The following is a 19,821-nucleotide window of genomic DNA, read 5'->3' on the forward strand; positions in this document are numbered from 1 at the left end:
GTTCAATTATCGTTAACTGGATTAAAAAATCGCCTAAGTAGATGTTTAATAAATTAAATATTTATAATAGTAGTTGTTGATTATTTAGCGTCAGCGGTTAACAAATGCCCTGAGGGGTCACGAAACAGATTGTATGCTGCCAAAACGCACAACATAAATGCAAAGCCGGTGGCTAAATAAAACCCGTATTTAACATGACCAAATATGTCGCCTACTAGTCCCATTAACAAGGGACCTAATGCAGCAGAAAGTGCAGTAAAGAATAAAATGACCCCAGCAACCGAACCATGTTGATCAACCGGGAAACAGCTGATCCCTTTAGAATTTAATGTCGGATACATCATAGACATAAACAAACCTGATAAAGGCAATAAAATAACCGCAGCCGAAATGCCATACACCATAGCGCCTAAATAACATAAGCTAATTGCCAGACTGAACCAAAACATCACCTGTTGCCAACTGAATTGATTGAGGATCCACCCCCCCAGAAAACGTCCCAATGCCCGCAATGTGAAAAAGATAGTTAACGCATACGTTGCGATTAATGCCAACTCGCCTTCATAGTTGAGTAATAACGTCGGCATCCAAACATAAATAGCCACTTCAGTAGCAACATAAAGCCCAATCGCTAAAGAGTAGCCTAATGCATAAGGGTTTTTCATCATGCTAAACGTACTGGCGAGATTAATATTTTGAGTAGATGAGCGCTTAAGTTGCGGGTATTCAGCCTTATAAGCTAACCAACATAATATTAAACAAAACGCCCCAGCACCAAAATACAGATACTTCCACGACACGCCTGTTATCAATAAATAACTGACAATCGCCGGACCAACCATAGCACCCACACCAAAAAAGCCTTCAACGGTATTCATAGTACTTGAATGTTGTTTTGAGTTAGTTGAAATATCACCAATTAACCCTAGCGCGCCAGTTTTGAATACCCCAATAGCAATACCCACTAGTGCCAACAAACATAGAAAATAATAAAATGACTCACCTAAAGCGAACATAAAACTGGCCAGCGCAAACAACAGTAAGCCAATTAAAATCGTTACTTTCCGGCCTAACTTATCTGCCAGAAAGCCTAAAAACAGCCCACTTAATGCAATAAAAAGCATTGGCATGTAATGAAATGCGCTCGCTTGTGACATCGATAAGTCAAATGTGTTAATCAACTCAGGAATAATCACTCCCACTGCATCAGAGGTCATGGCAAACATAAAAAACATTAAATACGTTAGTATTCTTATCCTAGAGTTACCGCAATTATCTAGCTCTTTCATATGGTTAACCATACTTCTCACCTTATTGTTATATGTTTTCTTTGTGGTCACACTGTCTATTTATGGCGACACATTCGTCTTCTCCCACAGAAAACGAATTCAATATTTAAACAAAGCCCTTGAATAATGTTTCATATTGGTTAAATATACAACTTAATCGATTAAGTTTTTTTAAATACTTACTTTAAGAGTCACCAAAATGAAAAATAATGTTCAGCTGATCACTTACGTAGATCGTATAGCGCACTCAGACTTAAAAGGACTCAAACAGGTTCTCGACACAGAACTTCATAATCTCTTTGGTGGCGTACATCTGTTACCTTTTTACTATCCAATTGACGGCAGCGATGCTGGCTTTGACCCTATAGACCATGCAAAAGTAGATGAACGTCTTGGTGATTGGAATGACGTAAAGCAGATTGGCCAGCAATACGACATCATGGCCGACTTAATCGTTAACCACATGTCAGCGGAGTCTACCGAGTTTCAAGACGTACTTGCCAACGGTAAAAGTTCTGTTTACTGGGATTTATTTTTAACTAAAGAGAGCGTATTTCCTGACGGGTTGAGCGCAGAAAACCAAGCTAAAATTTATCGTCCACGCCCAGGGAGTTGCTTCACTACCTATAAACTTGCCGACGGGACAGAAGCCGAGTTTTGGACGACTTTTACCTCAAACCAAATTGATATTAATGTGCATACCGCTGCAGGTCAGGCGCATTTAAACAAGGTGCTAACGCGTTTTCATGAAAGCAAAGTCGCTCTTATTCGTCTTGACGCTGCTGGCTATGCGATTAAAAAGCCGGGTACTAGCTGCTTTATGATTGAAGAGTCATTTGAATTTGTCGATGAGTTAGCCAAAAAAGCCAACAGCCTAGGCATGACCACCCTTGCCGAAATTCACTCGCACTACATGACCCAACTCGATATCGCTAAGCGGGTAGACATGGTGTACGACTTTGCGCTACCGCCATTGATCCTTCACAGCCTATTTAGCCAAGATGTCAGTGCATTAAGCCATTGGCTATCAATTGCACCACGCAACTGTGTCACAGTATTAGACACGCATGACGGTATTGGTATTATCGACGCAGGCCCTGTCGGCAATAAAGCAGGTTTATTAACCGCTGCAGAAATTGATAACCTAGTTAACCGCATCCACAGCAATAGCAAAGGTGAAAGCTTACAAGCAACGGGCGCGGCAGCCAGCAATGTCGATCTATATCAAGTTAATTGCACCTACTACGATGCGCTTGGCCAAAATGACATTGATTATTTAATCGCTCGAAGCGTACAATTTTTTGCTCCAGGTATTCCGCAGGTGTATTACACAGGTTTATTGGCTGTGCCTAATGCCATGGAATTGCTGAATCAAACTCAGGTAGGTCGTGACATTAACCGCCCTTATCTACAGGTAAGCGACATTCAAACCGCGATGCAAAAACCAGTTGTTAAAACGCTATGTGAGCTGATCACTCTTCGCAATAATGTCGATGCCTTTAATGGTGAGTTCACCATGACAAACCAAGCTAATCAGTTAACACTTTCTTGGGTGCATGGCGACAGTTCAGCCAAGTTAAGCGTGAACTTTGCCACTAAAGAAACCCATATCAACATAGTTGCAGCCCAACAATCGACCCACATTGTGCTGGCCGATTTATTGGCCAAACATAGCAGATAATCTGACGGGTAATTTAAGCTCAAACGTAAATAAGGCGCCTATTAGGCGCCTTATTTGTATCAACATATTTGTATCGAGATCGTCCGGTCATCAATATTACATCAACAACTGCCACCACGTGACAATTCATAACCTAACACTTCAGCATGATGGGCATCAGCAATAAACATTTCAGCGGCTTTACGGCCTTTTTGTTCTGAATACTGGAACACAGTCGTCAGCGGCGGGATCGCCCGAGTACCTTCGTCAATACCATCAAAACCCACCACTCGAACATCTTGTGGGATACGTAAACCTTGTTGGATTGCCTCGCGCATTAAACTCAAAGCAATTAAATCACTCATGCACAAAAATACATTCGGACGCGGTACACAATTAAGCGCCTCTTTGGCAGCTATGGTTGCAAAGTCGGCATTACTTTCAGGGATATTCCATATGCGGTCATCACCAAGCTTAACCCCAGTATCACCAATGGCATCCAAATAACCTTGCAAACGCTGATGCGCTACAGACGTGTCAATTTCCATAGAATGAATATCATACACGCGGCAGGTTAAATGGGTATCAAGCAAGCGTAATCCAAGAATTGCGACCTGATCTTGCTCAGATTGAATTGCCAACTTAGCCACTTCATAGGCACCGGCTTTATTATCGATACTCACCGAAGCACTACGGTGAATATTAAAGTCGACCGTTACCACTTTTTTACGGATTTTTTTCAATTGCTCTGCCAATAAACGGTTACGGGGGCGACCATAACAAATAAAGCCATCGACAAAATCATTGACGCCATTCACATTGTCAGAGCTACCAGAAAACAACAGTAAATTAATTTTATGTTGCTCGAAAACGGCCGCAACACCTTTCATAAATTTACTGGCCACAGGATCTGATACCATGTATTCAATACTGTCCGACAACACCAATGCGACCGTATCAAATTTACCACGCCTTAAAGATTGCGCGGCTTTATTAGGTCCAAAATATCCTAGCTCGTTGCAGGCAGCGAGAATGTCTGTGCGGCGTTTTTCCGACAACTGATCTGGACGATTAAACGCATTAGATACCGTCGCATTCGACACACCTAATTCTTTGGCAATACTTTTTAAGGTCCAATGCTTGGAGTCTGGCATAACGGGTCCGTTTACGTCGTGGTTTTAGCCTAAACAGCTATTTATAACATGAATATATCGATGCTAAGCGGTGAAAACAACCCAAGCAATACTTCAAATGCAGGCCTAGGGTTGAAGCAAATAAACGGCACCAGCTGTTAAACTGCTGCTAAATTATAAATGGTCTTGCTGTTGAACATGTTCGACCAAACTGGCTATCGACATGTTTTGTTCAAACGTTGGATTGTCTATGCGTTTTGCAAACCAGAAACGAGGCTTCCAATAGATATTATTCAAACTCGAAATTTTTACCCCTTTTTTAGTCGAGGCATGTAAAAAACGATCATTGCCCATGTAAATACCGACATGATGAACCGTCCTAGTGGTTTTAAAAAAAACTAAATCGCCGGTTTGTAACTGGCTGCGCGGCACGTCTTTACCCAAAGTCCCCTGTGAATTCACTGTACGAGGTAGTTTGTCGCCGACAATGTTCAGGTAGGCCAAATACACAAACCCTGAACAATCTACGCCATTTCGGCTCAGGCCACCTAAACGATATGGCGTACCTTTCCATTGATTATGAAAACTTAACAGGCTTGACTCGCTCCACTTGGGCGCTGCTTGCTTAAGCATGGGTGGAACTACCACAGGCTTAGGTGCGATAACCACTTGCGGACTAGACGCACATGCCGACAGCAGTAAAACCAAACAACTAAGTAATAATCTTTTAGCCAATTAACCCTACTCCAAACACCGAAAAAACCGCTCTATGTAGCAATATTTTTTCCACAATACACGCTCAAAATCACTGCTGCAGCACTTGAATCTATCGAGTCATCATCTGCATACACTGCACTAAAGCTCGCTTAGCAGTCATTTTATCGACTTTAATTTGGCAGCGTAGCATAGTTCCTTGCCAGTTCGCCCAAAAAACACTCGCTAGTGTTAATGCTGGCAAGTCTGTACGGATATGGCCTTGCTGCTGCCCCTGCTCGATAAGCGCACTCAATAAGCCCAACCATTGATCATAAAGGTGGTTTAAGGTTTGATGCAATAAAGGCGCTTTGCTACTGACTTCAACCATTAAGTTACCCATTAAACAGCCACGAGGCTCACTGCCACTAAACAGCTCATCAATGAGTTGATGATACCCATTAAGCATTGTTGATAAATTAGTTTTAAAATTTACGCTTGAATCGATAGCAATAGGTTGAATACGTAATTGAAAATAATGTTCGGCAACGGCTGCCGCAAACGCCTCTTTACTGGCAAAGTAATGGTAAAAAGACCCTTTAGGAATACCGACCTCGTCGAGAATTAATTTAATGCCCACGCCACTATAACCGTGTAACGCAAAAAGCTTTTCGCCTACGGCGCATATTGATTGTCTACTTGCTGCACTTTTGTTCATTGAGCCTCCATTTCAATGACAGGATAAACAAGAATAGACCAGTCGGCTAACTTTAGTTGCTAATAATCAAAATATAGTGACTTATTGCCTATTTTAGGCATAAAAAAACCAGCCCAAAGGCTGGTTTAAAGATTATCAATAGATTACTGAGTGACACGTAACTTATTAACAACATCTTTTACGTCATCAGTATTTTTGGCAATCATTAAAGCTAAATCACGTTCAGCATCACTCGATACCGAACCTTTTAATGTTACCACGCTATTTTTTACCTCAACGTCAATATCGGTACCAGATACGTCGGCTGAGAATAATAGTCGCGTTTTGACTACGGTAGCGACTTTTGAATCGGTGAGGGTTTTAGCGAGATCATTAGTGTCTTTATCGCTATCAGGCTTCATTACCGACAATTCATTATTGACGTCTTTAACGCCATCTAAGCTTTTCACTAATTCTCCGGCAAGTGCCTTATCAACACTACTGTTAACTTTACCTGTTAGGGTCACATTGCCATCATGTACGTCAGTATTAATATCGAATGAATTCAAATTAGTATTTAACAAAAGTGTGGTTTCAGCTTTACCATCGATCCACGCATCTTTTGCATCATCTTGCCAATCTTGTGCTGCACTTGCACCGAATGCCATTGAACCTAACATGATGCTCATTACTACAGATAATGTGGTCTTTTTCATAAAGATTTCCTCCGTTGTTAATATCAAGGATTATAATGCGCGAATCATGCCAATAATTATAACCACATGTAAAATAACAACTAATTAAATTTCTTCATTGCTATGATGACTTTTAATAGTAATGTTATCGGACTTTTTTACCGATACTAGGTAAATTTTTCCTCATGGCAATCAAGAGTGGCTTAACCTCGACTAGACTTAAAAGGTGACGAAGCGAACATCAACAAAAAACGCCTGAGAATCAACATTATCAGGCGTTTTTATTACCCGCAGACTAATTACCTGCAACGGAAAGGTGTTTCATGGTATCAAAACTCATCTGTAGCCAAGCAATGCCTTCGGCAAGTTGCCCTGCGACACGCTTATTTTTAGTTTTTTTAGCGGCGTACTTTAATTGAGTTAATACTTGTTGCTCAGTTTCAACCAATACTGCAATCACCTGCGGTAATGGTTTATCCTGTATCAGGTGTTCGGCCTTAGCATAGTGTTTATATGAAGATTGTTGGTGAAAGGTTTTACTGTCCATAGGTCTTGCTTGGCTGGATCGCATCAACGTAAATAATGGTGTTAAACGCGTTAGCATGCATTTTCTAATGTCAGCCATATGGATAAAAACCCGCTTAATGTTGTAATCGTCGGCCCCTAGTATTGCTTGGGCATAAAATTGCTCGCCCTCTTGGCATAAATCAATCGCTTCATGCAAAAGCCACACATCGGACTCAACTTGTTCGTCTCGAGTATATGATTTCAACGCAAATCCTCCTGTATTCGATAATTTAACTAGTACTTTGCTCTATAGGTTGTATAACCTATAGAGATCCAGCACATATTATGTAAGCAAAGCCTAAACATAAGCACGTCTGCACATGGACAAAATTTAATTAACCATCTGATTATTAGTGTTATTATAATATTTTGTTACACGTTAATGGCCTAACAACACTGAATGATTGTCTTTAGTTGTCACACGACACCCGAGACAAACATTGGACTACATACCACAGGGAGTGAATCGGCATGCCACGTCCAACACTTTTTTACCATTTACACCGTCAAGAAGGTGAAGCTCGTCTACTTGCTTTACCAAGTAGCCAGCACTTTAATAAGATTGCCAGCTCAGTTGACCAGTCCTGGTTAGACCAACTGAAGAGTAACTCAATAGACGTTGCTATCATTGAACTGTCACAATTAAGCCAACAAGAATACGCTGAGCTAACTGACAGTTCGATAATGTCTGATATTGAGCTCATCTTCTTAACCGAAGGTAAGCCAAACCCCAACTTAGATCATTTAATGTCAAAAACGGCTGGTTATCATTTTCGCCAGCCTTACGATGCTGATGTGATTAACGACACGCTAGAAGACTTTGCCCGAGACTTCAAATCGCAATCGACTAAGCAAAAACAGCCTTTTTCGAGTGAACTAGACCAATATGGTTTATTGGTTGGTTCATCGCGTGCGATGCACAAGTTATATCGCACTATTCGTAAAGTCGCTGTCACCGAGAGCAACGTGCTCATCGTTGGTGAAAGCGGTGCAGGTAAAGAGCTCGTTGCCAATACTATTCATTTGGCTAGTCATAGAGTCGACGAACCCTTTATCGCAATTAACTGTGGTGCATTAAGCCCTGAACTGGTCGACAGCGAACTGTTTGGCCATGTAAAAGGCGCTTTTACTGGTGCCCATCGAGATCACCGTGGTGTATTTGAGCAGGCAGAAGGCGGCACCTTATTTCTTGATGAAGTAACCGAAATGCCGTTAGAACACCAAGTAAAATTACTACGCGTACTCGAAAATAATGAATATCGCTCGGTAGGCTCACAACATCTTAAAAAAGCCAATGTTCGTATTATTGCCGCCACTAACCGCGATCTAGCCGACGCTATTGATGCGGGTCATTTTCGCGAAGACTTATATTTTCGTTTAGCGCATTTTCCCATCCAAGTGCCACCATTACGCAACCGTAACAACGACATAAGTGGACTCGCACAGCACTTTTTGGCATATCGAAACACAGCTGAAAAACTCACAAAAATGTTTTCAGATGATGCTCTTAACCTGATCCAACAACAAAAATGGCCTGGTAATGTCCGCGAATTGAAACACGCTATTGAACGTGCATATATTCTGGCAGAAAACGAAATTTTACCGAGCCATATCATGGTGTCATCGCTAGAACCTTCAACAGAGCCGTTAACTGACGGCGTACAAATACCTGTGGGCATGCGCCTCGACGAACTAGAAAAAGCTGCAATTTATCAGGCCCTTGATGAATCGATGGGCAATAAAAATGAAACTGCAAAACAATTAGGTATCAGCGTTAAAACCCTTTATAACAAGTTAAGTAAATACCAAGACCAAACGAGTCCTGACGAACCTTAACAGCGTGCTAAGTGATTAAATGTGTTTGCTCGCTTGAGGCAGCAACACATTTAATGACTTAGGTTTAACCTTGATGCATAAATCTTCAGACTCAAATAACTCACCATCAATAACATATTTGCACAACGAGTCCGTGCTCAACTGAATCGTCTTAGCTTGCTCATGATGAATTCCACTCTGCTGATCATCTTCACGCTCGCCTGTTAATCCGGCAAATAATAGCTCGGTCATACTCAATAATTGTTGTGGTGATGTCTCACTGGACTCAATCCAAGTAATGTCTAACAAACCATCGGTAATATTGGGTTCACCATTTCCTTGGGCTAATACACTGGTGAATGGCGCCGCATTGGCAATCACTAAACTCGTGGTGTTAATCATTTGAATGTCACCACTATCAAGCTGTAATTTCATCGACAAAGGCTGATTTTCATCTATCGCCTCCCACAAACCATTAAGGTAAGCCAACTGTCCGAGCTCATTTTTTCGGTCGCGATCGGCTTTCTGTATCATTTTCCGCTCAAAGCCCAAGCCCGCTAGCAACAACATCAATTGCTCATTACACATGGCAGTATCTATGCGCTGAGAATAACCTTGAATCAAAATATCAAGCGCTTGCGATACCGGTACTAACTTACTGGTGATACCAAACAAGGTGTGACTAAGTGCATTAGTGGTGCCCATAGGAATAATACCTAGATAAATATCACTGTCGACAATCACCGATGCCACCTCGTTAACTGTGCCATCTCCACCACAAGCAACAATAATATCAGCACCCTGTTTTTTGGCATGTTCGGTTAGTTGCACCGCAGACTTGTCTTTAGTGGTATATAAGACTTCAAGCTGAAAATAATCGCTCAAGGTTTGAGTTATATGATCGGCTTCATCATGCCACTTACCGCCACCTGACACTGGGTTCACTATCAACCAAGCGCGTTTATGGATATGAATTTGATTCAGGCGATGCATTTTTTCGACGGCTGCTAACTGCCATTTATTTAACCGCGCGGTTTGACGAATACTACTGATAGATTTCAGCACATCATTAACATTACGATTTTGCTCACGGCACACTAAGTAAGCGGCTAGCACTAACACCGAACGCCCTCGACCTAATGCACAATGTACTACGACATTTTTGCCATTACTGACTTGGTTATGTAACCAATTAATCGCTTGATTTAACTGTGCGACGCTAGGTACGCTGTGATCCAATACCGGAATATTTAAATAGGCAATATTTTCATCAACCAGAGTCCACTCTAATGCGTCAAATTCTGCAGTAACATCTAAAATAGCATCAATTTTCTCATGCTTTAGTCGGTCAATATCGCCAGAAAACAACCGGCAGGCTAAATACAGCTGCTTATCAATTTTTTGTATTGCAGGAACTTTGTCATTTTTTCTCGCCCAGGCGTTATATAGCTGGCAACCCAATAAAAACGGAATAAAGCTCCAACCTATATACCAAGGAATACTGCCATCTTGGCGTTTACGGAAAATACCTGCACTATTAAACCAATACGCCGAACTCACCAAGCCTAAAGATAATGCAAGCCACGCAAAAACAAGCTTAAGTAACACATAAGGAAGCGCCACACATAAGCACGCAGCCAATAACGTACCAAGGGTATAATAATATTTAATATGGATACGGGTGAGCATTGTGGTCCTCCTTTTTTAAAAAAAGCAGCACATGAGTGCTGCTTAAGACAATACTTATCACTATAACTATCTAATCACTTCGCGCCACGCTCTTAAGATTTTACATTGACTTATATGAGTCTAAACAAGTCGTGACCTTTGACATCAATGTACTTTACGTTAATAACCTAACGGCTCTGAACGGATTAAATAGTTAATCAGATTGCACTGTATTTAACAGTCTGGATCTTCTGACTTCATGCCTTCTTTTACATCTTCACATGCATCTTCAACAGCATTACCAGCATCTTGGATCATTTCATCCACTTTCTCACCAGCATTCTCAGCTTTATTGTCTGAACATGCTGATAAACCAGCCGTTAAAAACACCATTAAACTTGCCATTGTCAGTAATTTTAATAATTTCATATTCATCTCCTAGATGATGGTTGTAATCGAATAACGTTTTGTCGCTAACCTTAACTCGGCTTCAGAGCTCAGGTTACCTACTATGCTCGGGGACCTTTACCTCTAATCGCACTGGATAATAATGAAATCACCAGTAATACAATAAAGATAAAGAAAATAATTTTGGCGATCCCTGCTGCGGCTCCAGCAATACCAGTAAAACCCAATAGTCCTGCTATAACGGCTATAACTAAAAACATTAATGTCCAGCCCAACATAAAAACCTCCTTGGTGTACGATTTACAGTATGGTGCGTGATGTGCTAATCCTTTTGATATCGACCTCATACCTAACCATCTGAGAATTAACCATTTACACAACGACTATGTTTTTACTAATGCCAACATCGTGCCAACAGTAAATAAAAAATTAAAGCCATGATTATAAAGGATTTAATTTAATATCGAAAAATGAGCGATGGAAGAGCCACAGACTTGTAGGCACTTTTTACCGATGTTTCCGGTAAGAGTTTCAGATACTAGCGAACCAGTATCGAAAGGAGCAATGAAAAGGAGTCAACATAAGCGCCGCCAGAATAACACCAAGCATTACAACGTATACGGCAGCTTAAATGATATTAATGTTGCTAGCGCTATAAAGCCACTCGATATCCACAAACAAGCTTCTAAACCGTATATTTGATACACCAACCCCGAAAGAACGGTGCCGATAAGACGTCCCATGGCGTTGGCCATGTAATAAAATCCCACATCAAGTGACACGCCATCATGCCCTGCATAACTAACAATCAGATAACTGTGCAGTGACGAGTTAATGGCAAACACAGCGCCAAATAGCATTAATCCGGCAATTAATGTCACGTGGATATAAAAGTTAAAGTGCAACGCAAGAGCAATAGCAGCAGGAATAAGTAATAAGTAGCCAGCCCATACAAAGGCTGCGCGTCCTGTTGGTACTTTGCCGTGTTTTTTACCAGTAACATAAGGCGCAAATGACTGGACGATGCCGTAGCCAATCACCCAACTCGCCATAAAACCGCCCACCCACCAATGATCCCATTCAAATGTCACCGCTAGAAACACTGGTAACGCCACCACAAACCATACATCTCGAGCACCAAACAAAAACATTCGCGCTGCCGACAACAAATTAATCGCCGGACTTTTGGAAAAAATATCGATAAATTTAGGTTTGTTTTTCGCTTTGCCTAAATCCGCTTTTAAGCTCAATAGACTCATCACCCACACACAAGCTAATAAGGCTGCCATCAACAGCACTGCACCGCGAAATTCAAATAGCGTGAGCAAAATGCCACCTAAAAAGAACCCCAGTCCTTTTAACGCATTTTTAGAGCCAGTAAGAATGGCCACCCATTGATACAACTTGCTCTGCGCATCACTAGGCACCAACATTTTAATCGCACTCTTGGCGCTCATTTTATTGAGGTCTTTAGCAATACCCGACAAGGCTTGCGCAACCATGACATACATTATGGTCAACATGTCCGCTGGTACGGCCAACATAGCTAGCGCAACTATTTGTAGGCAGAGACCAATATTCATGGTGTTATTTAAGCCAAGCCTTGCCCCTAGCCAACCACCTACAAGATTAGTGACTACGCCAAAAATCTCATAAAACAAAAACAACATCGCGATATTGAACGGGCTGTAACCTAGCTGATGAAAATACAGCACCACCAGCATACGCAGTGCACCATCGGTTAAGGTAAATGCCCAATAATTACCAGTGATTATTAGATATTGCTTAATGTGAGATGGCAATGTACTGAAAGTTAACAGCCCCATGTTAGCTTATTCCTTGTCCGCCAAACCTACTTTGCGCGCAAGCTCAGCGGTGCGATTAGCGTAACCCCACTCATTGTCGTACCACACATACAGCTTAACTTGGGTATCATTAACCACCATAGTCGATAAGGCATCGATAATACTTGAGCGTGGATCGGTTTTATAATCGACCGACACTAATGGGCGCTCTTCATAACCCATAATCCCCTTAAGTTCGCTATCAGCAGCTTGCTTCAAAAGCTGGTTTACTTCTTCTGCCGTTGTGCCACGGGCCACTTCAAACACACAATCGGTAAGCGATGCATTGGCTAGCGGCACCCGAATCGCATGGCCATTTAACTTGCCTTTCAATTCAGGAAAAATATGGGTAATAGCAGTAGCAGAGCCGGTGGTGGTTGGAATTAAACTGATGCCACACGCACGGGCGCGGCGTAAATCTTGATGCGGTGCATCTAAAATCGTTTGGGTGTTAGTTATGTCATGAATAGTGGTCATCGAGCCATGTTTAATGCCTATTTTTTCGTGGATCACTTTTACCACAGGCGCTAAACAATTGGTGGTACAAGAAGCTGCCGTTACGATTGGATGAATCGCTTTATCGTATAAATGCTCATTTACGCCCATCACAATATTGAGCACGCCGTCTTCTTTTACTGGCGCGGTTACTACAACTCTTTTAACCCCTTGATCTAAGTAAGCTTGTAGCAAGGCTTTGGTTTTTATCTTGCCGGAGGCTTCAATCACTACATCGCATTTTGACCAATCAGTGTCTTGGGTGGCCACATTACGACTGCAAGGAATAGCTTTACCCTTAATCACTATGGCATCACCATCATGTGTCGCTTCATGATGCCAACGACCATGAACTGAATCAAAGGTCATTAAGTGCGCCAGGGTAGCAGCATCGCCAGCGGGATCATTAATGTGCACAATTTCAACATCGTCCCAATCATACGCCGCACGCATTGATAAACGTCCCATACGGCCAAAACCGTTAATGCCTATTTTTATTGTCATAATGGTGTCCTAAGCTTGCGCTCATTTTTAAGTGGTAATGTTAAAGGTTAGTCACTACATGCTAACCATTAAATGCATCAAAATATTCACGCTGAACCGGATGAGTCAGCGCCTTGGGTCGCAGAGTTTGCACTGCATTAATCACTTTATCTTTAGGCCAGCCTAAGCTTACTAATATCAGACCAATGACTAATCCCGTGCGGCCCGAACCGCCTTTACAATGCACTGCGATAGCGCTTCGGTTATTCAGCAATTCAATAATCTGGAGTTTATGGGCTAACCACTGAGTTTCAAACTCTTGCCCTGGCGCAGCATCATCAGCAATGGGCAATTGCACCCAAGTAATGGCTTGTGAGGCACATTCTGCGGGTAAATCCTCCGCTTTATTACGCACTATTTCGTCATCAAACATCAAAGTGATTAGCATTTTTGCACCCGCCGCCTTTAATGTGGCAACTGACGCAGCTAATGCTTCATCTTTGGTACCAGGACACGGGGTAAAAATCAGCTTGGCGCCATTATCTAACGCTAAAACATCATAAGGATGAGCTTGCATGGTTAACTCCAAAAAGTAACTTCAAAATATGTTCATAAATTGATTCACAAAGCCGAATTCACAAACTGACTTAATTAATGGTTAAACCAATGTTGAGTCCGATTGATAATGGCCACCAGCGATAACATCACCGGCACTTCAACTAATACCCCTACAACCGTAGCCAACGCGGCTCCTGAGTGCAGCCCAAACAACGATATCGCCACAGCGACAGCTAGCTCGAAAAAGTTAGATGTACCAATTAAACAAGCTGGGGCGGCAATGTTATGGGCTAATTTCAGCCATTTAGCTGCTATGTACCCAATAATAAAAATACCGTACGTTTGAATAACTAGTGGTATGGCAATTAAGCCAATGGTTTGCGGATCTGACACAATCACTTCAGCTTGAAAACCGAACAGCAACACCACTGTGGCCAGTAAACCGATAATCGACCATGGTTTTAAATTGGCTAAAAATGAGTTAACAGCGGCTAAGCCATGGCGACGATTAAGCAAGTAACGCGTTGTTACACCAGCCAATAATGGCAACAACACATACAGTAATACCGATATAAGCAAGGTTTCCCATGGCACCTGAATATCGCTTACACCCAGTAATAATGCAGTAATTGGCGCAAAGGCAAAAACCATAATTACGTCATTAACTGACACTTGCACTAATGTGTAGTTCGCATCACCTTTAGTTAATTGCGACCACACGAACACCATTGCGGTACAAGGTGCAACGCCTAATAAAATCATCCCTGCGATATACTCTTGCGCAGATGCAGGGTCGACCAAATCGGCAAACAGCACCTTAAAAAACAACCAGCCCAATGCTGCCATGGTAAAGGGTTTAATTAACCAATTAATGACAATGGTGAGTAATAATCCCTTAGGGTTTTTACCTACATCTTTCATTGCCGAAAAATCAATTTGCACCATCATTGGATAAATCATCACCCAAATAAACACCGCAACAACCAAGTTAACGTGGGCGATTTCAAGATTAGCGATAGCCTGAAAGACCTCGGGCTGCCATAAACCTAACAACACTCCGGCCAACATGCTTAAGCCAACCCATACCGATAAAAACCGTTCGAACGTTCCCATACAAATGACTCCAAACAACGAGGTATACCACAACGTATTCTTAAAATGACAACATCAGACTAGCGACAAAAGCTCACCTTATTAGGCCTATTTTGCATAATGTCTAATCGTTGTAATGACGACATAATCAACCCAAGGTTGTTTTCGGTGGTTTGTGCTATTACTGATTTGGCCCATAGAGGTAAGTTAGGATTAATGCGATAAAACACCCATTGACCATTTTTTCTGTCGCTAATAATCGCAGCCTTTTTTAACAAGGCTAAATTACGCGACACCTTAGGTTGGCTATCTTCATTCAGCGCTGCCATTAGCTCACACACACACAATTCACCGTGGTAATGGGTCAACATTAAGCTTTTTAAGCGAATGTCATCGGTAAGGCATTTATAAAACGCGAGGGGATCAATACTGGAGAATTCAGCGGCATTCAATGCAGACTGAGTCTCTAGCGACATTGGCTCTGTAGTTGGTTGCTCCACTGACAAAAACATCGTCAGGCGGTTGTTGATGTCATTTAAGGTGGTCAAAAATGCTTGTTCACCTGCGCGATTTTTAGGATCAGGAAAGTCCCACGCCAGTTGCTTACCCGCGCCAGGATAACTACGACATTCGTTATTGGCTTTGTCACAAAGGGTAATCACGTAATCAAATGTTTTACCCGCAAAGGTTTGTAGCTTTTTAGACACTAAACCCCGAGTGTCAGCGCCAAAGCGAGCTATAGCGTCAATGGCCCTTTGGTCAATATCTTCAGGCTGCGTGCCAGCACTAAATACATCAAATAGATCCGCAGCTCTACTTCTTAGTAAGGCTTCAGCCATTTGCGAGCGCGCCGAATTGCCAGTACAGAGAAACAACACCGTTTTATTTTTCATTGTTGACTCACTAACACGCAATACAAAATATACACCTGAGTGTATATATGATTATTTACATATACAAGCTTGAGTTATAAAAAAACCGATCCAGTTCAATGAATCGGTTTAGCAAAAAATGCGGCTATTGTTATCGTTAACAATTATTTAAAACATATGCAGATATATTCCACCCAGAAAAAACATTGTGTCAAAAACCACTACGGGCAAACTTTATTGTCTCTACACACATCTAAACCGCCAACCCTGCCGCGACACCGGATGACCAGGCCCATTGAAAATTAAACCCGCCTAACCAACCACTTACATCCATTACTTCACCAATAAAATACAATCCTGGTACTTTGTTAGCTTGCATGGTTTTAGATGACAGCTCATTAGAATCAACACCACCTAAAGTCACTTCTGCAGTGCGGTAACCTTCTGTGCCATTCATGATAATTGACCAGTTATTTAATTCGTTTGCTAACTTTTCACGCTCGCCGTGCCCCAGTTGATTTAGCGCTTTATCTAATAGCGACTCTTCAAACCGCGCATCGACCAAGCGTTTAGGTAACCATTGGCTCAGGGTATTACGCAAGCTTTGTTTCGGATGATGTTTCAGTGCAAATTCAATTTTGTCTAAGGCGTTTTCACCCGGTAATAAATTGATAGAAATGGCTTCACCTGGCTGCCAGTAGTTTGAAATTTGCAGTACCGCGGGGCCTGATAAGCCGCGATGAGTAAATAATAAGGCTTCGCTAAACTGGGTGCCATCTTGCGCGGTAATTGTGGTTGGTACAGCAATACCCGATAACGGCTCAAAGCGGACTTTTTGTTCGGCATGCCAAGTAAAAGGAACCAAACCAGCACTGGTCGGCAGAACCTTTAAACCAAATTGCTCAGCAAGCTTGTAACCATAAGGCGTAGCACCTAATTTGGGCATGGATAAGCCACCAGTGGCAATAACCAGTGATCCGCAGCTAAAGTCGCCATTAGAGGTGCTTAAGGTAAAGCCGGTATCAGTTTTGTTGACCGATAAAATCTCAGTACGTAGCTGAACCTTGACCCCAGCCCATTCGCACTCTGTCATTAACATGGTGACTATGTCTTTAGCGGAGTCATTACAAAATAATTGACCATGATCACGTTCATGGTATTCAATGCCATGACGTTCAACCAAATCAATAAAGTCACTTGATCGATAGCGCGCTAATGCCGATTTAACAAAGTGCGGATTGTCACAGATGAACTGGTGCGGCTCCACTTTTTGGTTAGTGAAATTGCAACGCCCGCCACCACTGATAAGAATTTTTTTACCAGCTTGTTTGGCGTTATCTAACACCAACACATCACGACCTCTATAGCCCGCTGTCGCAGCACACATTAGTCCTGCCGCACCCGCACCGATAATGATTACGTCATGATGTTTCACGTTTTACTCCACACTGTTTCAATTGGTTGTTTAATAGTTAACTGATAAACATCAAATGCAAAAAAGGATGCTATTTTAGCATCCTTTTTTGTTACTACTCACGATTAACTTAGCTTCTGTGTGACACTATTTTTTGAGTGTTTCAGACGTTTTTTCACGGCTAAGTAACTCTTTAGCAGCTTCAATTGGCGCTTTACCTTGATAAAGCACCTGATAGATTTGCTCGGTAATCGGCATTTCTACCCCAAGGCGTTTAGCCAAGGTAAACACTTCTTTGGTATTGCGATAGCCTTCAACCACTTGTCCAATTTCTTCTTGCGCGGTGATCACATCTTTGCCCTGACCTAAAGCTAAGCCAAAACGACGGTTACGCGATTGATTATCGGTACAAGTTAATACCAAATCACCTAAACCCGCCATGCCGATAAAGGTTGAGGCATCTGCGCCGAGCGCAACACCTAAACGGCTAAGTTCGACTAAACCGCGGGTAATTAATGCTGTACGAGCATTAGCACCAAAGCCAATACCATCTGACATGCCAGCACCAATAGCAATGACGTTTTTAACCGCACCACCTAATTGTATACCTGTAAAATCATCATTCGCGTATACGCGCAGACGTTTAGGGCTATGAAGTAGTTCGACCAAATCATGAGTAAACTCGGGGCAAGTACCCGCTACAGAAATGGCTGTCGGTAAGCCTGCGGCTAACTCTTTAGCAAAGGTAGGCCCTGACAATACCGCTAATGGATATTGTTCACCTAATTGCTCACGAGCAACATCTTGCAATAAACGACCAGTTTCAGGCTCTAAGCCTTTGGTTGCCCATACAATCCGTGCATCTTTTCGCAGTAATGGCTTTGCTTGTTTGAGTACATCACCAAACACATGGCTGGGCACAACCACTAAGATATTTTTGCTTGCCGCGAGTGCTTTGCCTAAATCCGGTTCGATTGCTAAAGAATCGGGGAACTGAATACCAGGAAGAAAACGCTCGTTACAGCGACTGTCAGCTAACACTTGCATGCTCTTAGGATCGTGACCCCAAAGCAATGTCTTATGACCGTTACTGGCTAAAGAAATAGCAAGGGCGGTGCCATAAGACCCCGCCCCTAATACCGTAATTTCGGCAGCATTATTCATAAATTATGCAGTTGCTGCTTCAGTTGCAGCAGCTTGACGCTGTTGAACGTACTGAGCAAATAGTGCATCAAAGTTAACTGGAGCAAGATTCAGTTGTGGGAAAGTACCACGACCAACTAAGTTACCGACTAATTCACGTGCGTACGGGAATAATACGTTAGGGCAATATGCGCCTAAAGAATGGGCAAGTTGTTGTTCAGTTAAGCCAACGATTGAGAAAATACCCGCTTGCTGAACTTCACATAAAAAGGCAGTATCTTCGCCATTTTTAGCAGTAACAGTTAACGATAAGATAACTTCAAATGTGTCATCTGACAGCTTGTTGCTACGAGTATCTAAATCCAATTTTACTTCTGGGTTCCATTCTTTCTGGAAAACAGCAGGGCTATTTGGCGTTTCAAAAGACAAATCCTTTGTATAAATACGCTGAATGTTGAACTGTGGTGCTTGTGCTTCGTTGTTTGCTACTTCAGCCATAATTTCCTACCTATCAATGTTATTTAGCTTTTCTGTGAAGCTAATTGTGTTGGGCTGTCACACTTAATGTATAAAGAATTAATCTAACATTAGTGCTATCCCGTAAAGTTGATCCAGCTCGATAAATCATATCGAGCAAGATCTTGATAATAAACAGTGTTAACTCATACCCAAATGCATTAACACTGAATACAATTAAGCAACCATATTAACGCTTGCTTTTAACTACGGGTAAATTAGCACCCTGCCATTCACCCATGCCACCCTTAAGGTTAAACACATTCTCAAATCCTTGTTTAGTAAGAAGTTGAGCGGCTTGTGACGATGTCATACCTGAGTTACATACTAATATAATGGGGCTGGTTTTGAACTTTTCAAGGCTAGTGACTTGATTATTTTTTATTTCAGACAAGGTCACATTAAGCGCATCAACAATATGACCTTTTTTAAATTCTTCTTTTCCACGCACATCAACAACTTTAGCATCTTGCTTATTTACCATGAGTGTTAGCTCTTGATGGCTAACGTGCTTCACTTTTGATGTACCAGATTTAATGACACTAACAACAAGCGCTACAAACAAGCCGACCCACGCTAAACTTAACATTGGGTTCGCTTTAAAAAATTCCATATATTCTTGCATAATTACTGATTTCTCTGACGATGACTAAGATGAGATGGCCCGAGTATATCGTTTTGCTCGGCAGTTTTCATTAAAGAAACACCGAAAATAAACGCTTTACGCTGAGTTATTCGTGACTCGCCCCTCGTTATCAGCAGCTTTGGTTATATCTTCA

The 19,821-nt window shown here is 41.9% G+C and carries 20 protein-coding genes; 2 read left to right on the forward strand and 18 right to left on the reverse strand.

Annotated elements, in window-relative coordinates; translation table 11 throughout:
* Nucleotides 1–80: 80 nt before the first annotated feature.
* Complete coding sequence (locus H5164_RS15255; protein ID WP_182723139.1) at nucleotides 81–1,301, reverse strand: sugar MFS transporter; 1,221 nt, start codon at nucleotides 1,299–1,301, stop codon at nucleotides 81–83.
* Between the two features lie 187 nt (nucleotides 1,302–1,488).
* On the opposite strand from H5164_RS15255, the gene gtfA reads away from it, so the two are divergent.
* Nucleotides 1,489–2,970, forward strand: a complete 1,482-nt coding sequence (gtfA, locus tag H5164_RS15260) for a sucrose phosphorylase (protein ID WP_182756977.1) — start codon at nucleotides 1,489–1,491, stop codon at nucleotides 2,968–2,970.
* 101 nt (nucleotides 2,971–3,071) lie between these two features.
* Here the strand turns inward: gtfA and H5164_RS15265 are convergent, their stop codons facing one another.
* From H5164_RS15265 to H5164_RS15285, 5 genes are all read right to left on the reverse strand, one after another.
* On the reverse strand, nucleotides 3,072–4,103 hold the full coding sequence (locus H5164_RS15265) for a LacI family DNA-binding transcriptional regulator (RefSeq protein ID WP_124016643.1): 1,032 nt from the start codon (nucleotides 4,101–4,103) through the stop codon (nucleotides 3,072–3,074).
* A gap of 153 nt (nucleotides 4,104–4,256) precedes the next feature.
* Nucleotides 4,257–4,817 (reverse strand): C40 family peptidase, encoded by a 561-nt coding sequence (locus tag H5164_RS15270; RefSeq protein ID WP_124016642.1) that lies wholly within the window; start codon nucleotides 4,815–4,817, stop codon nucleotides 4,257–4,259.
* Between the two features lie 91 nt (nucleotides 4,818–4,908).
* Nucleotides 4,909–5,493: a TetR/AcrR family transcriptional regulator gene (locus tag H5164_RS15275; protein ID WP_124016641.1), complete on the reverse strand. Its 585-nt coding sequence runs from the start codon at nucleotides 5,491–5,493 to the stop codon at nucleotides 4,909–4,911.
* 143 nt (nucleotides 5,494–5,636) lie between these two features.
* The gene (locus H5164_RS15280) at nucleotides 5,637–6,188 is read right to left on the reverse strand and encodes a BON domain-containing protein (RefSeq protein ID WP_182698188.1); all 552 of its coding nucleotides are present in this window, start codon (nucleotides 6,186–6,188) and stop codon (nucleotides 5,637–5,639) included.
* A gap of 274 nt (nucleotides 6,189–6,462) precedes the next feature.
* A complete protein-coding gene (locus H5164_RS15285; RefSeq protein WP_124016639.1) occupies nucleotides 6,463–6,939 on the reverse strand; it encodes a hypothetical protein in 477 nt (158 codons plus the stop codon).
* 266 nt (nucleotides 6,940–7,205) lie between these two features.
* On the opposite strand from H5164_RS15285, the gene H5164_RS15290 reads away from it, so the two are divergent.
* Nucleotides 7,206–8,570, forward strand: coding sequence for a sigma-54-dependent Fis family transcriptional regulator (locus H5164_RS15290; RefSeq protein WP_124016638.1), 1,365 nt, complete (start codon nucleotides 7,206–7,208; stop codon nucleotides 8,568–8,570).
* A 15-nt stretch (nucleotides 8,571–8,585) separates the two neighbouring features.
* On the opposite strand, the gene H5164_RS15295 is transcribed toward H5164_RS15290, so the two are convergent.
* From H5164_RS15295 to H5164_RS15350, 12 genes are all read right to left on the reverse strand, one after another.
* Nucleotides 8,586–10,238 (reverse strand): diacylglycerol kinase family protein, encoded by a 1,653-nt coding sequence (locus H5164_RS15295; protein ID WP_124016637.1) that lies wholly within the window; start codon nucleotides 10,236–10,238, stop codon nucleotides 8,586–8,588.
* Between the two features lie 213 nt (nucleotides 10,239–10,451).
* Nucleotides 10,452–10,646: a hypothetical protein gene (locus tag H5164_RS15300; RefSeq protein WP_124016636.1), complete on the reverse strand. Its 195-nt coding sequence runs from the start codon at nucleotides 10,644–10,646 to the stop codon at nucleotides 10,452–10,454.
* 80 nt (nucleotides 10,647–10,726) lie between these two features.
* On the reverse strand, nucleotides 10,727–10,903 hold the full coding sequence (locus tag H5164_RS15305) for a DUF1328 family protein (protein ID WP_124016635.1): 177 nt from the start codon (nucleotides 10,901–10,903) through the stop codon (nucleotides 10,727–10,729).
* Between the two features lie 330 nt (nucleotides 10,904–11,233).
* Nucleotides 11,234–12,451, reverse strand: a complete 1,218-nt coding sequence (gene arsJ / locus H5164_RS15310; protein ID WP_124016634.1) for an organoarsenical effux MFS transporter ArsJ — start codon at nucleotides 12,449–12,451, stop codon at nucleotides 11,234–11,236.
* A 6-nt stretch (nucleotides 12,452–12,457) separates the two neighbouring features.
* A complete protein-coding gene (locus tag H5164_RS15315; RefSeq protein ID WP_124016633.1) occupies nucleotides 12,458–13,468 on the reverse strand; it encodes an ArsJ-associated glyceraldehyde-3-phosphate dehydrogenase in 1,011 nt (336 codons plus the stop codon).
* Nucleotides 13,469–13,529: 61 nt separating this feature from the next.
* Entirely contained in the window at nucleotides 13,530–14,024 is a 495-nt protein-coding gene (locus H5164_RS15320; protein ID WP_182756979.1) for a tyrosine-protein phosphatase, read from the reverse strand.
* 74 nt (nucleotides 14,025–14,098) lie between these two features.
* On the reverse strand, nucleotides 14,099–15,118 hold the full coding sequence (gene arsB, locus H5164_RS15325) for an ACR3 family arsenite efflux transporter (RefSeq protein WP_182756981.1): 1,020 nt from the start codon (nucleotides 15,116–15,118) through the stop codon (nucleotides 14,099–14,101).
* A gap of 59 nt (nucleotides 15,119–15,177) precedes the next feature.
* Complete coding sequence (locus tag H5164_RS15330) at nucleotides 15,178–15,990, reverse strand: metalloregulator ArsR/SmtB family transcription factor (RefSeq protein ID WP_182756983.1); 813 nt, start codon at nucleotides 15,988–15,990, stop codon at nucleotides 15,178–15,180.
* 232 nt (nucleotides 15,991–16,222) lie between these two features.
* Nucleotides 16,223–17,404, reverse strand: coding sequence for an NAD(P)/FAD-dependent oxidoreductase (locus H5164_RS15335; RefSeq protein WP_182756986.1), 1,182 nt, complete (start codon nucleotides 17,402–17,404; stop codon nucleotides 16,223–16,225).
* A gap of 126 nt (nucleotides 17,405–17,530) precedes the next feature.
* Nucleotides 17,531–18,547 carry an NAD(P)H-dependent glycerol-3-phosphate dehydrogenase gene (gene gpsA / locus H5164_RS15340; RefSeq protein WP_124016628.1) on the reverse strand — a complete coding sequence of 339 codons (1,017 nt, stop codon included), beginning with the start codon at nucleotides 18,545–18,547 and terminating at the stop codon, nucleotides 17,531–17,533.
* Nucleotides 18,548–18,550: 3 nt separating this feature from the next.
* Entirely contained in the window at nucleotides 18,551–19,024 is a 474-nt protein-coding gene (gene secB, locus H5164_RS15345) for a protein-export chaperone SecB (protein ID WP_124016627.1), read from the reverse strand.
* Between the two features lie 208 nt (nucleotides 19,025–19,232).
* Nucleotides 19,233–19,667, reverse strand: coding sequence for a rhodanese-like domain-containing protein (locus tag H5164_RS15350; protein WP_124016626.1), 435 nt, complete (start codon nucleotides 19,665–19,667; stop codon nucleotides 19,233–19,235).
* Between the last annotated feature and the right edge of the window lie 154 nt (nucleotides 19,668–19,821).

The organism is Shewanella sp. SG41-3 (assembly GCF_014164545.1).
GTDB classification, from domain to species: Bacteria; Pseudomonadota; Gammaproteobacteria; order Enterobacterales; family Shewanellaceae; genus Shewanella; species Shewanella vesiculosa.

Excerpts from the sequence above, each read along its gene's own strand:
- H5164_RS15255 (WP_182723139.1), bottom strand. The coding sequence starts at position 1,301 with ATGGTTAACCATATGAAAGAGCTAGATAATTGCGGTAACTCTAGGATA.
- gtfA (WP_182756977.1), top strand. The coding sequence starts at position 1,489 with ATGAAAAATAATGTTCAGCTGATCACTTACGTAGATCGTATAGCGCAC.
- H5164_RS15265 (WP_124016643.1), bottom strand. The coding sequence starts at position 4,103 with ATGCCAGACTCCAAGCATTGGACCTTAAAAAGTATTGCCAAAGAATTA.
- H5164_RS15275 (WP_124016641.1), bottom strand. The coding sequence starts at position 5,493 with ATGAACAAAAGTGCAGCAAGTAGACAATCAATATGCGCCGTAGGCGAA.
- H5164_RS15280 (WP_182698188.1), bottom strand. The coding sequence starts at position 6,188 with ATGAAAAAGACCACATTATCTGTAGTAATGAGCATCATGTTAGGTTCA.
- H5164_RS15290 (WP_124016638.1), top strand. The coding sequence starts at position 7,206 with ATGCCACGTCCAACACTTTTTTACCATTTACACCGTCAAGAAGGTGAA.
- H5164_RS15295 (WP_124016637.1), bottom strand. The coding sequence starts at position 10,238 with ATGCTCACCCGTATCCATATTAAATATTATTATACCCTTGGTACGTTA.
- H5164_RS15300 (WP_124016636.1), bottom strand. The coding sequence starts at position 10,646 with ATGAAATTATTAAAATTACTGACAATGGCAAGTTTAATGGTGTTTTTA.
- H5164_RS15305 (WP_124016635.1), bottom strand. The coding sequence starts at position 10,903 with ATGTTGGGCTGGACATTAATGTTTTTAGTTATAGCCGTTATAGCAGGA.
- arsJ (WP_124016634.1), bottom strand. The coding sequence starts at position 12,451 with ATGGGGCTGTTAACTTTCAGTACATTGCCATCTCACATTAAGCAATAT.
- H5164_RS15315 (WP_124016633.1), bottom strand. The coding sequence starts at position 13,468 with ATGACAATAAAAATAGGCATTAACGGTTTTGGCCGTATGGGACGTTTA.
- H5164_RS15320 (WP_182756979.1), bottom strand. The coding sequence starts at position 14,024 with ATGCAAGCTCATCCTTATGATGTTTTAGCGTTAGATAATGGCGCCAAG.
- arsB (WP_182756981.1), bottom strand. The coding sequence starts at position 15,118 with ATGGGAACGTTCGAACGGTTTTTATCGGTATGGGTTGGCTTAAGCATG.
- H5164_RS15330 (WP_182756983.1), bottom strand. The coding sequence starts at position 15,990 with ATGAAAAATAAAACGGTGTTGTTTCTCTGTACTGGCAATTCGGCGCGC.
- gpsA (WP_124016628.1), bottom strand. The coding sequence starts at position 18,547 with ATGAATAATGCTGCCGAAATTACGGTATTAGGGGCGGGGTCTTATGGC.
- secB (WP_124016627.1), bottom strand. The coding sequence starts at position 19,024 with ATGGCTGAAGTAGCAAACAACGAAGCACAAGCACCACAGTTCAACATT.
- H5164_RS15350 (WP_124016626.1), bottom strand. The coding sequence starts at position 19,667 with ATGCAAGAATATATGGAATTTTTTAAAGCGAACCCAATGTTAAGTTTA.